Here is a 16,946-nt window from a genome sequence, read left to right as displayed (position 1 = left end):
ATAATTTCATTTTAATCATTTAAAGGTAAATTACTTACCTTGCTTATATATTCTTTTTTGGCTGTAAACACCCACCAAAACAACACCATAAAAAAGGTAAAGAATATTGTTAGTGAGATCATAGGATATATTTCTATACCTGTAATACTCTCCATATGGTTTTTCACGAATTTTAACATGACCTTTTAATTTTTAGTACTTAATTGTTTTTGAACATCTTTTACTTTAATATCGGTACCTAATCGTTGTAAATATGCTATTAAGGCAACGATTTCTCTGTCTTTCATTTCGATAAAATCTTGTCCATTTTCTTCGGCATACTTCTTATCTGAAGCATAATTTTTAGCAAAATCAGGATCTTGATGTAAATTTTCTTGAATTTTAGCTCCTTGCTCATTCATACTAGCTTGCGCTGCTGCTATTTCTTCATCAGAATAAGGAACACCCAAAGAAACCATGGCTTTCATTTTATCTTCTGTATTGCTTTTATCTAGTTTACTTCTTACCAACCATTGGTATGCTGGCATTATAGAACCTGGTGAGGTACTTTGCGGATCATACATGTGGTTTAAGTGCCAACTATCAGAGTATTTACTTCCTACCCTATGTAAATCTGGCCCTGTACGCTTACTCCCCCATAAAAATGGATGGTCATATACAAATTCGCCTGCTTTAGAGTATTCACCATATCGTTCAACTTCACTTCTAAATGGTCGTACCATTTGTGAATGACATCCTACACATCCTTCTCTAATATAAATATCACGCCCTTCTAACTCTAACGGAGAATATGGTTTTACACTTGATATGGTTGGAATGTTAGATTTTACTAATAGTGTTGGTACAATTTGTACAACTCCTCCTATTAAAATAGCAATAGTAGCGTAAATAGTTAATTTTACTGGTTTTCTTTCTAACCAAGTATGCCATCCTTCACCTTTTGTTCTGTGCTTAGATACCTTAGTTAATGGTGCTGCTTCGGCTAAATCATCAGTAACATTACTACCAGATTTTACAGTACGAATCATGTTATACAACATTACAAATGCTCCTACAATAAACATACTACCTCCAATAGCACGCATCCAATACATTGGTATAATTTCATTTACGGTTTCTAAGAAATTACCATACGCTAATGTTCCGTCTGGATTAAATTGCTTCCACATTGATGCTTGTACAAAACCTGCTACGTACATTGGTAATGCATACATAATAATACCTAAGGTACCAATCCAGAAATGGAAATTTGCTAATGCTGTAGAATATAATTTTGTTTTAAATAATTTTGGAACCATCCAATAAATCATCCCAAAGGTAAAAAACCCGTTCCATGCTAAGGCACCAACGTGTACGTGTGCTATAATCCAATCACTAAAGTGTGCAATGGCATTCACATTTTTTAACGATAACATTGGCCCTTCAAAAGTTGCCATACCATAACCTGTAATTGCAACAACAAAGAATTTTAAAACAGGGTCGGTGCGAACCTTATCCCATGCTCCTCGAAGTGTTAATAATCCATTTATCATACCTCCCCATGATGGAGCAAGTAACATGATAGAAAATGCAACTCCTAAATTTTGAGCCCAAGTTGGTAATGCTGTATATAGTAAATGGTGAGGTCCTGCCCAGATATAAATAAATATTAACGACCAAAAGTGAACGATTGATAATCGGTATGAGTATACTGGTCTGTTTGCTGCTTTTGGAACAAAGTAATACATTAATCCTAAAAACGGCGTTGTTAAGAAAAATGCCACGGCATTATGCCCATACCACCATTGCACTAAAGCATCTTGCACTCCTGCATATACAGAGTAAGACTTTAAAAACCCAACTGGTAATGCTAAACTATTAAATATGTGTAATACTGCAACGGTTACAAAGGTTCCTAAATAAAACCAAATGGCAACATATAAATGGCGTTGTCTTCTTTGTAAAACTGTCCAAATCATATTAGCACCAAAAGCGACCCAAACTAAAGCTATTGCAATATCAATTGGCCACTCTAACTCTGCATATTCTTTCGAACTTGTGTATCCTAGTGGAAGTGTGATTGCGGCTGCTACAATAATTAACTGCCATCCCCAAAAATTAAAATTACTTAAAAAATCACTCGCCATACGTGTTTTTAACAATCGTTGTAACGAATAATAAACCCCTGCATAAATAGCGTTTCCTACAAAGGCAAAAATTACCGCATTGGTATGTAATGGGCGTAAACGACCAAAACTTAACCACGAGATTCCGTCGGTAATATTTGGGAATAAAAACATTAAGGCCAAAAGTAAACCTACCGAGAAACCTACAATTCCCCATAGTAGTGTGGCGTAAATGAATTTTTTTACGATTTTATTATCGTAATAAAATTGTTGCATTTCCATAATTTAATTGAATTTAATATCTATTGTTAGTTTTTTTATTGATCTTTTTTGACTAATTCGTCATCAAAAAGCATACGAACAGATGGCGTATACGAATCATCGTACTGCCCCTTTTTTACTGAAACGATAAATGCAATAAAAAAAATTAGTGCCACTAAAATACTTAGTGAAAGTAGTAAGTAAATAACGCTCATATCTTGCCTGATAAATTATATATCAAAGGTACTTTTGATGTTTTTCTTAAAATATGACTTTTATCATGTTTGATGATATTTGTTAAAGAAGTCTTAAATCGTCATCGAAAATAATTTTGTTTCTGGTTTGTTTTTATGTAATCGTTTATCAAAAGCCATACAAATATTACGCACATAGGGTCTTGCTTTTTCTGGTACTACTAAAGTGTTTTCTTTAATTACAACCAAACCATCTTCAACCATTTCTTGTAATTTTTGTAAATGAATATCAATATCTTTAACCTTTAACTTTTCAACATTCCACGAAGTGGAAAAATGACACATAATGTTTAATATATGTTTTCTTATAATTAAATCTTCTTCAGATAAAATGTGCCCTCTAAAAACAGGTATTTCTCCTTGGTTAACTATTTTTTGATATTCTTTTACTGTTTTTACATTCTGTGCAAATCCGTACCAAGAATCTGATATTGCCGACATACCTAGCCCAATCATTAATTGCGTTTTATTGGCGGTATAGCCCATAAAATTTCGATGTAAAGTTTTTTCTTTAGTTGCTTTATATAAGGTATCTGAAGGTAAAGCAAAATGATCCATTCCTATTTCTATGTAGCCCATTTCAGCAAACAATTCTTTTCCTATTTCGTACAATTCTCTTTTCTCTTCATTTTTTGGTAAATCTTGCTCGTTAAAACCTCTTTGACCAACACCTTTTACCCAGGGTACGTGAGCGTAACTATAAAATGAAATTCTGTCGGGTTGTAATTCTTTGGTTTTATTAATGGTATGAATTACATTTTCTTTAGTTTGAAATGGTAGTCCAAAAATTAAATCGTGACTAACCGATGTATAACCAATTTCTCTTGCCCAACGTGTAGCTCTTGCTACATTTTCAAAAGGTTGTACTCTATGAATTGCAACTTGAACTTTATGGTTATAATCTTGTACACCGTAACTAACACGCGTAAAACCTACATCAAACAACGTTTGTAATTGTTCTTTTGTGGTGTTATTAGGGTGTCCCTCAAAACTAAATTCGTGATTTTTGTGTTTTTTTGCATTTACAAATAAACCATCAATTAGTTTTTTTAATTGTTCTTTTGAAAAAAAAGTTGGGGTTCCTCCACCTAAATGAATTTCTTTTATAATTGGCGTTTCATCAACCAAATTAGTATATAAATTCCATTCTTTTAAAACAGTATCAATATAATCTTCTTCTACTTCATGTCGTTTAGTTATATGCTTATGACAGGCACAAAAAGTACACAAACTTTCACAAAAAGGTAAATGAATATATAAACTTATTCCTTCTGATGAATTGCTTTCTACAAATGAATCTTTAAATGTTTTGAGCCATCTTTCTTTATTAAATGTTTCGTTTTCCCAATACGGAACCGTTGGATAACTGGTATACCTTGGGCCAGGAATATTATATTTTTGTATAAGTGTTTTCATTAATATTGTTTTTTTTCTGCAATTCCTTTGGTAACAAGTGAAACCCCCGATGAAGTTCCTAAACGAGTAACTCCCATATTAATATATTTTTCTGCGGTTTCTTTGTCTCTAACTCCACCTGCCGCTTTTATTTGTGCGTTGTTTTTTACAACTTTTTTCATAACTTCAACGTCTTTAAAAGTTGCTCCACTGGTTCCAAAACCAGTGGATGTTTTTACAAAATCTACCCCTGCTTTTACGGCTAATTCTTATGCTGTTTTTATTTGCTTTTTAGATAAATAACAAGTCTCAAAAATCACTTTTAATATATTATTTCCGATAGCTTTTTTTATCGATCTAATTTCGTTTTCTATATATTCATTTTCTCCATCTAATAATTTTCCGATATTGATAACCATATCAATTTCTGACGCTCCTTTTTCTATACAATTTTTAGCTTCAAAAACTTTTGCTTCTGTAGCCATTGCTCCTAAAGGAAACCCAATTACTGCGGCTATTTTTATATCCGATTTATAAAGTTCTTGTTTCGCTAGTTCAACATAACATCCATTAACACAAACTGCATAAAAGTTAAATTCTTTAGCTTCGTTACACAACTTTACAATATCATTTTTTGATGCTGTAGCTTTTAATAATGTGTGGTCTATATATTTGTTAATTTTCATAATCTAAACATTTTCCACTCTTTTCAAAGTATCTAATTTAGATAATGTTAAGCGTACAACACTCTCTTCAACTGCTGTAAGATTATGAACTACTTGTGGTTTTAATGAAATTGCATCACCTGTATTTAACACTGTATTTTCTCCGTTTACACCAAAATCAATACAACCTTTTAACACCTGAACAATAATTGCAAATGGAGCTTGGTGGTCTTCCATTATTTGCCCTTTTTTAAACACAATACGTATTTCTTTCGAAAAATCAGTATCTAACATTAAAGCAACTGCTGGTTTGTGTTCATTAAATTTTATGTCTTTTAAAAATGAGGCTACTTTCATAATTTTTATTTTATTTTATTCCCTAATAAATTGGTTGCAATAGTTGTAAACACAACAATACTAATAGAACTTAAAGGCATTAATATTGCAGCTATTACCGGTTTTAATTGCCCTGTTGTTGCAAAATACAAGCCTATTAAATTATAACACAACGATACTATAAAGCTATATTTAATTATTTGAATTGCTTTTTTTGATGCTTTAATATAATTAGCTATTTGATTAAATTTTGAGGCATCTAAAATAGCATCACATGCTGGTGAAAACACATTAATATTTTCGGATAATGATACTCCAACATTACTTTGTGCCAAAGCACCTGCATCATTTAGTCCATCTCCAATCATCATTACATTTTCGCCTTTTTTTTGTAATTTTTCTACATACACTAATTTATCAGCTGGTTTTTGATTAAAAAGAAAGGATGTTTTTTGAGGTAATATTTTTTCTAAATATTTTTTTTCCCCTTCATTATCTCCCGAAACAACAGCTAATTTATAATCTGAGTTCAGTTCAGAAAACAATGTTTTTACACCATTTCTATAGGCGTTTTTAAAAACATATTTTCCTTTATATTGTTTATTTATACTAACATGAACTGAAGTATCTAAATTATGCTGTTCATCAGTATTTTTTACAAAAGATGAAGATCCTACTCTTAGTATCGTATTTTTTAGTGCAACTTCAATTCCTTTTCCTGTATACTCATTAAAATTAGTTACAGTACTCATTTTTTCATCTAATGAGCTATACAACATTCTACTTAAAGGATGATTTGATCCTCGTAAACCACTTTTTAATAGCGATTTTTCTTCGGATGATAATTCTTCTCCATCATAAGCAATTTTATTCTCCTTACTTGTTGTTAAAGTTCCTGTTTTATCAAAAATAACACTGTCAATCGCCGCTAATTGTTCTATTACTGTTGCATTTTTTAAATAAAATTTCTTTTTACCTAATATACGTAACATGTTTCCTAATGTAAACGGGGCTGCTAATGCTATAGCACACGGACACGCAATAATTAATACTGCTGTAAATACGTTTAAGGCTTTAGTTGCATCATGATACATCCAAAAAGATGCAGCTATAAAAGCGATTAACAATATTATAATGGTAAAGTGTTGACTAATTTGATCTGTTAATGTTTTAAAGGAAGAGTTTTTATCTTTTTTAAACACATCATTACTCCATAGTTGTGTTAAATAGCTTTGTGAAACTGAGTTTAAAACTTCCATTTCTAAAACTCCAGATAATTGCTTTCCTCCTGCAAATAATTTATCGCCCGATTTTTTTGATACCGGAACAGCTTCTCCAGTAACAAAACTGTAATCTATTTTTGCTTTTCCGTTAATTAAAATACCATCAACCGGAATTAACTCTTGATTTCTGATTAATAATCGATCTCCTTTTTTTATATCGTAAATTTGTACATTTTTTTCTTTTCCTTCGGATGATATTTTAGTTACTGCAATCGGGAAATACGATTTATAATCACGTTCAAACGACAAAAAATTATAAGTCTTTTGTTGAAAAAATTTACCTAGTAGTAAAAAGAAAACCAACCCCGTTAGTGAATCAAAAAATCCAGTCCCAATATCAAAAATAATTTCAACAGTACTTCTTATAAATAATACTGTAACTCCAAGAGCTATAGGTACATCTATATTTAAAATTTTTGATCGTAAGCCTTTATAGGCAGAAATAAAATAATCTTGCGCAGCATAGAAAACGACAGGAAGTGAGAAAAAAAACATCAACCACCGAAAAATATCTTTATACTGTTCTAGCCAATATTCTGATACTTCAAAGTATTCTGGAAAAGATAAAAACATTACATTTCCAAAGGCAAACCCAGCAATACCAAGTTTATAAATTAAACTTCTATCAACTTTATTTTTTCCGGTTTCGTAGTCTTCTAAACTTATATAAGGTTCGTATCCTATAGAACTTAATAGTAATACAATTTCTTTTAAAGAAACAATATCAGAATTATAGGTGATACGCACTGTTTTTTTAGGAAAATTTACTTGTGACGAGCTTATGCTACCATTTAATTTATGCAAATTTTCTAGCACCCAAATACACGAACTACAATGTATATGTGGTATATATAAATTTACAACATGTATACCACCATCGTTAAACTCTAATAGTTTATTAACAATAGATTTATTGTTTAAAAAATCGTATTTCCCTTCAATTTCTTTAGGAATTGCTCCTGGATTGTTTTGAAAATCATAGTAACAAGTTAAATCATTTTCTGAAAAGATTTCAAAAACTGTTTTACAACCATTACAACAAAAAGATTTCTCTTTTATAGTAATTGTTTCGGTTTCGCATTCGTTACCACAATGAAAACATAGTGTGTTTTCCATATTTACTCTTTTGCCTACTACAAATATCCGACAAGAAGCTCGGTTAAAATATGACAATTATCATGCTTTTGATTATCTTTGATTTTTATCAAAAACTACCACCATGAGTAAATGTGAACAATGTATTATTCGTCAATTTAATTCTTTAAAATCACTCACAAAAGACGAATTGGTTAGAATTGCTGGTTGTAAAACATCTAAAACAATAAAAAAAGGAGAAGTTTTATTTGAAGAAGGTGAGCATATAAATGGTGTTTTTTGCATTAAAGATGGTGTTTGCAAAGTATCTAAAATGAGCGACAATGGACGAGATCAAATTGTAAATTTGGTAAGAAAAGGTGATTTATTAGGTGAACGCAGTTTAATTAATGATGAAGCTTCTAACTTAAAAGCAATTGCTGTAAATGACATGCAAATTTGCTTTATTCCAAAAGAAGAAATAGTAAGAGATTTAGAAAATAATCCTAAATTTACCATGGATATACTTAAAAACATGGCTTCTTCGCTAAAAACTGCTGATAATTTTATTGTTGATATGGCACAGAAAACTGTAAAGCAACGTTTAGCTGCCACGCTATTAAATCTTGAAAATAGATTTTCTAAAAGTGAAAATGGTGCCTTAGATATTCATTTATCTCGTGAAGATATTGCTAATATTATTGGTACAGCTACAGAATCTGCTATTCGCCTGTTATCTGAATTTAAAAAGAAAAAAATTATTGACTTAAAAGGAAAAGAAGTTTTTATTTTAGATTCTAAAGCTTTAAATGATATTGCTACAGGATTTTAATCCTTTTATAAAAAATAAAAACGTCTATAATAGACGTTTTTATTTTTAAGCTTCTCCTGTGGTACCTCCAAAATTCATAGGAATTGGTACTTGCTCGTAATCTTTTATTTCACCATGTGCTTGTTCAAACTTTCGAACATTTTCTGCTAAAGCTTTAGTTAACCTTTTAGCATGTTGTGGTGTTAAAATAATTCTCGATTTTACTTTTGCCTTTGGTACACCTGGCATAATGTTAATAAAATCAACAATAAATTCAGATACTGAATGATTAATAATTGCTAAGTTACTATAGGTTCCTTCTGCAACCTCTTGATCTAACTCTATATTTAATTGTGGGTCTTTATTTTCTTCCATAATAAAAATTTTAAAAAAAAAGACCTCTAAAAATTTAGAGGTCTTTTATATTAGAAATTATAAACTTTTTTCCATTTCATCTCTAGGACCTACGATTTGTTTATCGTAAGATCTCATTCCTGTACCTGCTGGTATACGTTTACCAACAATTACATTTTCTTTTAATCCTTCTAAGGTATCTATCTTACCGTTTACTGCGGCTTCGTTTAATACTTTAGTCGTTTCCTGGAATGACGCTGCTGAGATAAATGACTTCGTTTGTAACGAAGCTCTAGTAATACCTTGTAATACTTGTTCAGCGGTTGCTGGCTGTGCATCACGAGCGGCTACTAAGTTTTTATCTGCTCTACGTAAAATTGAATTTTCATCTCTTAATTGACGAGCTGAAACAATTTGTCCTGGTTTTAAGTTTTCAGAATCTCCTGCATCTTCAACAACCTTCATTCCGTAGATAGCGTCGTTATCTGTAATAAAGTCATTTTTATGAATTAATTGATTTTCTAAGAATAATGTATCTCCTGAATCAATAATTCTAACTTTACGCATCATTTGACGTACTACTACTTCGAAATGCTTGTCGTTAATTTTCACACCCTGTAAACGATATACTTCTTGAATTTCGTTTACTAAGTATTCTTGTACAGCAGAAGGTCCTTTAATATTTAAAATATCAATTGGAGTTGTAGCTCCATCTGATAAAGGCATACCTGCTTTAATAAAATCATTTTCTTGTACTAAAATTTGGTTCGATAATTTTACTAAATATTTAGTAATCTCACCTGTTTTAGATTCAATAATAATTTCACGATTACCACGCTTAATTTTACCAAAAGAAACCACACCATCAATCTGAGCAATTACTGCAGGGTTAGATGGGTTACGTGCTTCAAATAACTCTGTAACACGAGGTAAACCTCCTGTAATATCGCCTGCTTTACCAGACTTACGAGGTATTTTAACTAAAGTATGACCAGATTCTACTTTATCACCATCACTTACCATTAAATGAGCACCTACAGGTAAACTATACGAACGTAAAGCATTACCATCAGCATCTTCAATAATTAATGAAGCAATAATTTTTTTATTTTTAGAATCAATCATTACTTTTTCTTGGAAACCTGTTTGCTCATCAATTTCAACAGAGTAATTAATACCTTGTTCTAAATTGTCAAACTTAACTTTACCACCGAATTCTGAAACGATAACTCCGTTAAATGGATCCCACTGACATACTGCATCTCCTTTTTTAATCGATTTCATATCTTTATCAAAGATGATAGAACCGTAAGGAATAATATTTGTACTTAATACTATATCAGTCTTTTTATCAATAATTTTAATTTCCGCAGTACGAGAAATAACGATTTCAACTTCTTTACCGTCGCTATCTTTTCCTTTTACTGTACGTAAATCTTCAATCTTAACTTTACCTTCAAATTTTGCAATTAACTTGTTCTCTTCAGAAATGTTACCTGCAACCCCACCAACGTGGAATGTACGTAATGTTAACTGTGTACCAGGCTCTCCAATAGATTGTGCTGCAATTACACCAACTGCTTCACCTCTTTGAACTTTTTTACCTGTTGATAATGATTGTCCGTAACATTTTTCACAAATTCCTCTTTGAGATTCACATGTTAATGCTGAACGAACTTCAACTTTATCAATTCCTGAAGCTTCAATTTTATCTGCTAAATTAGGAGTAATTAATTCACCCGAAGCAACTAAAAGATCTTCAGAATTTGGTGCATATACATTATGTAATGATGTACGACCAGAGATACGATCACTTAATGATTCAACGATCTCATCGTTTTTCTTTAATGGAGCTACTTCTAGTCCTCTTAAAGTACCACAATCTACTTCATTTACAATAACATCTTGAGATACATCTACTAAACGACGTGTTAAGTAACCAGCATCGGCTGTTTTTAATGCGGTATCGGCTAATCCTTTACGCGCACCGTGCGTTGAAATAAAGTATTCAAGAATTGATAATCCTTCCTTAAAGTTAGAAAGAATTGGATTCTCAATAATTTCTCCACCACCAGCAGTCGATTTTTTAGGTTTTGCCATTAATCCACGCATACCTGTTAACTGACGAATCTGTTCTTTTGATCCACGTGCTCCAGAATCTAACATCATAAATACTGAGTTAAATCCTTGTTGGTCTTCACGTAAACGCTTCATTGATAATTCTGTTAATCTATTATTCGTAGATCCCCAAACATCAATTACTTGGTTATAACGTTCTTTTTGTGTTAACATACCCATGTTGTAGTTTCCTACAATTACATCAACTTCTTTATTAGCTTCTGCAATCATGCTATGTTTTTCTTCTGGAATAATGATATCTCCTAATGAGAATGATAATCCTCCTTCAAAGGCATATCTATATCCCATGTTTTTAATTTCATCTAAGAAACTTCCTACTGCAGGAATGTTGGTAACTTTTAAAATTCCACCAATAATTCCTCTTAATGATTTTTTTGTTAAAACCTCATTAATATAACCAGCAGCTTTAGGTACTTTTTCGTTAAATAAAACTCTACCAACTGTTGTTGCTATAATTCTAGTAACATCTTGACCGTCAACAACATCGTGTGTACGAACTTTAATACCTGCATTTAAGTCTACTCTTTCTTCATTTAAGGCAATAATTACCTCTTCTGGAGAATAGAAAGTTAATCCTTCACCTTTAATTGGCACTTCAGGAGTTGACTTTCTTTCTTTTGTCATATAGTAAAGACCTAATACCATATCCTGTGATGGTACCGTAATAGGAGCTCCATTTGCAGGGTTTAAGATATTGTGCGAACCTAACATTAATAATTGAGCTTCTAAAATAGCTTCAGGTCCTAATGGTAAATGCACTGCCATTTGATCTCCATCAAAATCGGCATTAAAGGCAGAACAAGCAAGTGGATGTAATCTAATTGCTTTTCCTTCAATTAATTTTGGTTGAAATGCTTGAATACCTAAACGGTGTAATGTAGGGGCACGGTTTAATAAAACTGGATGTCCTTTAATTACATTTTCTAAAATATCCCAAACAACAGGTTCTTTTCTATCTATAATTTTCTTTGCAGATTTTACAGTCTTAACAATACCTCTTTCGATTAATTTACGAATAACGAAAGGCTTGTATAATTCTGCTGCCATATCTTTTGGCAATCCACATTCAGATAATGCTAATTCTGGTCCAACAACAATTACCGAACGTGCAGAATAATCAACACGCTTACCTAATAAGTTTTGACGGAAACGCCCTTGTTTACCTTTTAAACTATCAGATAATGATTTTAATGGACGGTTAGATTCTGTTTTTACTGCAGATGATTTACGTGTGTTATCAAATAATGAATCTACCGATTCTTGTAACATACGTTTTTCATTACGCAAAATAACCTCAGGTGCTTTAATTTCCATTAATCGCTTTAAACGATTGTTACGGATAATTACACGACGGTATAAATCATTTAAATCTGAAGTAGCAAAACGACCACCATCTAATGGCACTAACGGACGTAATTCTGGTGGTATAACTGGTACCGCCTTCATAATCATCCATTCTGGATTGTTTTCTCTATTCTTTTGAGAATCTCTAAAAGCTTCAACAACATTTAAACGCTTTAATGCTTCGTTTTTACGTTGTTTTGAAGTTTCTGTATTTGCTTTATGACGTAATTCAAACGATAATGAGTCTAAATCGATTCTTTCTAATAAATCAATTAAACACTCTGCTCCCATTTTAGCGATAAACTTGTTTGGGTCAGAATCATCTAAATATTGATTTTCTTGTGGAAGTTCGTCAGCAATATCTAAGTATTCTTCTTCAGTTAAGAAATCCATTTTTTGTAATGGTTCCCCTTCTGCAGTTTTAGCAATACCTGGCTGAATTACTACGTAACGTTCGTAGTAAATAATCATATCTAACTTTTTTGATGGTAACCCTAAAAGGTATCCCATTTTGTTAGGTAATGATCTAAAATACCAAATATGTGCTACTGGTACTACTAAATTAATGTGACCTACTCTATCTCTACGTACTTTTTTCTCAGTAACTTCAACACCACATCGATCACAAATAATCCCTTTATAACGGATTCTTTTATATTTACCACAAGCACATTCATAATCCTTTACAGGACCAAAAATACGCTCACAAAATAAACCATCTCTTTCTGGTTTATGTGTACGGTAATTAATAGTTTCTGGCTTTAAAACTTCACCTCTTGATGCTTCTAAAATAGACTCAGGTGATGCTAAACCAATTGAAATTTTGTTAAACTTTTTAACAGTGTATTTTTCGTTCTTTCTTGCCATAATAAGTAATGGATTCGAATTAAAAATTTGCCTCTAATGAAGCGTATATTTAAAATGATTTATCATTAGGTAATTGTAATAATTACCTAATGATATTTCACTGTTTATTATTCTTCTAATTTAACGTCTAAACCTAAACCTTTCAGTTCGTGCATTAATACATTAAATGATTCTGGTAAACCAGGTTCTGGCATAGTTTCACCTTTTACGATTGCTTCGTAAGTTTTGGCTCTTCCTAATACATCATCAGATTTTACAGTTAAGATTTCTCGTAAGATACTTGATGCACCATATGCTTCAAGTGCCCAAACTTCCATCTCCCCAAAACGCTGACCTCCAAACTGAGCTTTACCTCCTAATGGTTGTTGTGTAATTAATGAATAAGGTCCGATAGAACGCGCGTGCATTTTATCTTCAATCATGTGACCTAACTTAATCATGTAAATTATACCTACAGTTGCTGGCTGATCAAAACGTTTTCCTGTACCTCCATCATATAAATAGGTATGTCCGTAACGTGGAATTCCTGCTTCATCTGTTAAGGCATTAATCTCGTTTATGTTTGCTCCATCAAAAATTGGTGTTGCATATTTCTGATCTAATTTTTGACCTGCCCATCCAAGAACAGTTTCATAAATCTGACCAATATTCATACGAGATGGTACTCCTAATGGATTTAATACGATATCTACAGGTGTTCCGTCTTCTAAGAAAGGCATATCTTCTTGACGTACAATACGTGCAACAATACCTTTATTTCCGTGACGTCCTGCCATCTTATCACCTACTTTTAATTTACGTTTTTTAGCAACATAAATTTTAGCAAGTTTTAAGATTCCTGCTGGTAATTCATCACCTACAGAAATTGTAAACTTTTCACGACGTAACGATCCTTGTAAATCGTTTACTTTAATTTTATAGTTGTGAACCAACTCAACAACTAATCTATTTAAGTCTTTATCGGTAGTCCATGTTCCGTGTAAGTGTGTAAAATCACCTACAGAGTTTAACATTTTTTGAGTGAATTTTTTACCTTTTGGTAATACTTCTTCACCTAAATCATTAAATACTCCTTGAGAAGTTTTTCCTGTAATTAAATTGAATAATTTTTCAATTAATATATCTTTTAATCCTTCGAATTTAGATACATAAGATGCTTCTAACGCAGCGATTGCTTCTTTATCTCGAGCACGCTTTGTTTTATCTTTTAAAGCACGTTTGAATAATTTTTTATTAATTACCACACCTCTTAATGATGGAGAAGCTTTTAATGATGCGTCTTTAACATCACCTGCTTTATCACCAAAAATGGCACGTAATAACTTTTCTTCTGGAGTTGGATCAGATTCTCCTTTTGGTGTAATTTTACCAATTAGGATATCACCAGGATTTACTTCTGCTCCAATACGAATCATTCCGTTTTCATCTAAGTCTTTAGTAGCCTCTTCAGAAACATTTGGAATATCGTTTGTTAATTCTTCAGCTCCTAATTTTGTATCACGAACATCTAATGAATATTCATCGATATGTATAGAAGTAAAGATATCTTCACGAACAACTTTTTCAGAAATTACAATTGCATCCTCAAAGTTATACCCTTTCCAAGGCATAAAGGCTACTTTCATATTTCTACCTAAAGCTAATTCTCCTTTTTGTGTTGCATAACCTTCACAAAGTACTTGACCTTCTTCAACTCTATCGCCAACTTTTACAATTGGTTTAAGGTTGATGTTTGTACCTTGATTGGTTTTTCTAAACTTAATTAAGTTGTATGAAATATCATCTGAATCAAAACTTACTAAACGTTCTTCTTCTGTTCTATCATACTTAATTTTAATTTTATTCGCATCAACATACTCAACAACACCAGCTCCTTCAGCATTGATTAAAATACGAGAGTCTTTTGCTACTCTACGTTCTAAACCTGTACCTACAATTGGAGACTCTGGACGTAATAATGGAACTGCTTGACGCATCATGTTCGATCCCATTAATGCACGGTTGGCATCATCATGTTCTAAGAAAGGAATTAACGATGCTGATATCGATGCAATCTGGTTAGGAGCAACATCCATATAATCAATTTCAGTTGGTGTTACTACTGGGAAATCCCCACCTTCACGTGAAATTAATTTTTCGCCAACAAAGCTTCCGTCTGCATCAACCTCTAAATTAGATTGTGCAAATTTCATTCCTTCTTCTTCCTCTGCACTTAAATAAATGTGTTCTTTTTTAGCATCTACGTTTCCTTCTGTAACTTTTACATAAGGAGTTTCGATAAATCCTAAGTTATTTACTTTGGCAAATACTGATAAAGAAGAAATTAATCCAATATTCGGTCCCTCAGGAGTTTCAATAGGACATAATCTTCCATAGTGAGTATAGTGAACATCACGTACCTCAAATCCTGCTCTTTCTCTAGATAAACCTCCAGGTCCTAAAGCGGATAAACGACGTTTGTGTGTAATCTCAGCTAATGGATTGGTTTGATCCATAAATTGAGATAACTGGTTGGTACCAAAGAATGAGTTAATTACTGAAGATAAGGTCTTCGCGTTAATTAAATCAATCGGAGTAAATACTTCGTTATCACGTACATTCATTCTTTCACGAATTGTACGCGCCATACGAGCTAAACCAACACCAAATTGTCCTGCTAACTGCTCACCTACTGTTCTAACACGACGGTTAGATAAGTGATCGATATCATCTACTTCTGCTTTCGAATTAATTAATTCGATTAAGTATTTGATAATCGTAATAATATCAGTCTTTGTTAATACTTTTTGATCTATATCTTCATTAAGACCAAGTTTAGTATTCATTCTAAAACGCCCTACTTCACCTAAGCTGTAACGCTGCTCTGAGAAGAATAATTTTTCAATAATTCCTCTTGCAGTTTCCTCATCTGGCGGTTCAGCATTACGTAATTGTCTATAAACATGTTCTACTGCTTCTTTTTCAGAATTGGTAGGATCTTTTTGTAATGTATTGTGAATGATTGCATAATCTGCCATGTCATTATCTACCTTATGTAATAAGATAGTTTTAGCTCCTGCATCAATTATTTCATCAATATGTTCTTTTTCTATGATTGTATCACGATCAAAAACTATTTCGTTACGCTCAATAGATACTACTTCCCCAGTATCTTCATCAACGAAATCTTCGTGCCAAGTTTTTAAAACTCTAGCCGCTAGTTTACGCCCTAATACTTTTTTTAATCCAGCTTTAGAAACTTTTACTTCTTCTGCTAAATCAAAAATTTCTAATATATCTTTATCTCTTTCAAAACCTATGGCTCTGAATAACGTAGTTACTGGTAATTTTTTCTTTCTATCAATATAAGCATACATTACTTGATTGATATCAGTTGCAAATTCTATCCAAGATCCTTTAAAAGGAATTACTCTTGCAGAGTATAACTTGGTTCCATTTGCGTGGAAAGATTGTCCAAAGAAAACACCTGGTGAACGGTGTAACTGAGAAACTACAACTCTTTCTGCTCCATTAATAATGAAAGTTCCTGAGTTGGTCATATATGGTATAGTACCTAAATATACGTCTTGAACAATAGTTTCGAAATCTTCGTGTTCAGGATCTGTACAATAAAGCTTTAATCTTGCTTTTAAAGGTACACTATGTGTTAATCCTCTTTCAATACATTCTTGAATGCTGTACCTTGGTGGATCTACAAAGTAGTCTAAAAATTCTAATACAAATTGATTACGTGTATCTGTAATCGGAAAGTTATCCATGAAAGTTTTGTACAAACCTTCTTCACCTCGCTCATCTGCCTTAGTTTGCAATTGGAAAAAGTCTTGGAATGACTTTACCTGAATATCTAGAAAGTCTGGATAATCGGTACCTAATTGCGATGATGCGAAGTTAATTCTTTCAGTAGTGTTTATCGTTGCCAAAAGAGATGCTATTTTTAAATTAAAAATATTATTTTTTGAAACTTTTTCGTTTCAATAATGCAATTTTAATTGCTTTGCTGACTTAAAATCAGCGCTTTATAGTCGTGTTATTACAATTTTAAAAACTGTAATAAAATA

The 16,946-nt window shown here is 32.1% G+C and carries 10 protein-coding genes and 1 pseudogene; 1 reads left to right on the top strand and 10 read right to left on the bottom strand.

Going from position 1 to position 16,946, the window contains the following annotated elements:
• Positions 1-11: 11 nt before the first annotated feature.
• The 7 genes and pseudogenes from Q4586_RS03170 to Q4586_RS03140 form a co-directional block, all read right to left on the bottom strand.
• The gene (locus Q4586_RS03170) at positions 12-179 is read right to left on the bottom strand and encodes a CcoQ/FixQ family Cbb3-type cytochrome c oxidase assembly chaperone (protein WP_271405915.1); all 168 of its coding nucleotides are present in this window, start codon (positions 177-179) and stop codon (positions 12-14) included.
• Positions 180-185: 6 nt separating this feature from the next.
• Positions 186-2,387 (bottom strand): cytochrome-c oxidase, cbb3-type subunit I, encoded by a 2,202-nt coding sequence (ccoN, locus tag Q4586_RS03165; protein ID WP_068704482.1) that lies wholly within the window; start codon positions 2,385-2,387, stop codon positions 186-188.
• A 35-nt stretch (positions 2,388-2,422) separates the two neighbouring features.
• Positions 2,423-2,581, bottom strand: coding sequence for a cbb3-type cytochrome oxidase assembly protein CcoS (gene ccoS, locus Q4586_RS03160; protein WP_068704485.1), 159 nt, complete (start codon positions 2,579-2,581; stop codon positions 2,423-2,425).
• A gap of 93 nt (positions 2,582-2,674) precedes the next feature.
• Positions 2,675-4,036, bottom strand: coding sequence for an oxygen-independent coproporphyrinogen III oxidase (hemN, locus tag Q4586_RS03155; protein ID WP_068704487.1), 1,362 nt, complete (start codon positions 4,034-4,036; stop codon positions 2,675-2,677).
• Positions 4,036-4,701: pseudogene (gene deoC / locus Q4586_RS03150) on the bottom strand (deoxyribose-phosphate aldolase). The gene hemN and the pseudogene deoC overlap by 1 nt, the downstream one beginning before the upstream one ends.
• A 3-nt stretch (positions 4,702-4,704) precedes the next feature.
• A complete protein-coding gene (locus tag Q4586_RS03145; protein WP_068704491.1) occupies positions 4,705-5,037 on the bottom strand; it encodes a cupin domain-containing protein in 333 nt (110 codons plus the stop codon).
• Between the two features lie 5 nt (positions 5,038-5,042).
• Positions 5,043-7,415, bottom strand: a complete 2,373-nt coding sequence (locus Q4586_RS03140; protein WP_303526240.1) for a heavy metal translocating P-type ATPase — start codon at positions 7,413-7,415, stop codon at positions 5,043-5,045.
• Positions 7,416-7,518: 103 nt separating this feature from the next.
• Here Q4586_RS03140 and Q4586_RS03135 point away from each other — a divergent pair, with 103 nt between their 5' ends.
• Positions 7,519-8,205: a Crp/Fnr family transcriptional regulator gene (locus Q4586_RS03135; RefSeq protein WP_303526237.1), complete on the top strand. Its 687-nt coding sequence runs from the start codon at positions 7,519-7,521 to the stop codon at positions 8,203-8,205.
• Positions 8,206-8,250: 45 nt separating this feature from the next.
• On the opposite strand, the gene Q4586_RS03130 is transcribed toward Q4586_RS03135, so the two are convergent.
• From Q4586_RS03130 to rpoB, 3 genes are all read right to left on the bottom strand, one after another.
• Entirely contained in the window at positions 8,251-8,559 is a 309-nt protein-coding gene (locus tag Q4586_RS03130) for a DUF3467 domain-containing protein (RefSeq protein ID WP_271405909.1), read from the bottom strand.
• Positions 8,560-8,616: 57 nt separating this feature from the next.
• Positions 8,617-12,888, bottom strand: coding sequence for a DNA-directed RNA polymerase subunit beta' (rpoC, locus tag Q4586_RS03125; protein ID WP_068704499.1), 4,272 nt, complete (start codon positions 12,886-12,888; stop codon positions 8,617-8,619).
• A 107-nt stretch (positions 12,889-12,995) separates the two neighbouring features.
• Complete coding sequence (rpoB, locus tag Q4586_RS03120) at positions 12,996-16,808, bottom strand: DNA-directed RNA polymerase subunit beta (RefSeq protein WP_068704501.1); 3,813 nt, start codon at positions 16,806-16,808, stop codon at positions 12,996-12,998.
• Positions 16,809-16,946 lie beyond the last annotated feature (138 nt).

It is taken from the genome of Tenacibaculum soleae (assembly GCF_030549005.1).
Taxonomy (GTDB): Bacteria; Bacteroidota; Bacteroidia; order Flavobacteriales; family Flavobacteriaceae; genus Polaribacter; species Polaribacter soleae.
Note: the sequence above shows the minus strand (reverse complement) of the source record. Positions and strands in the feature narration are given on the sequence as shown.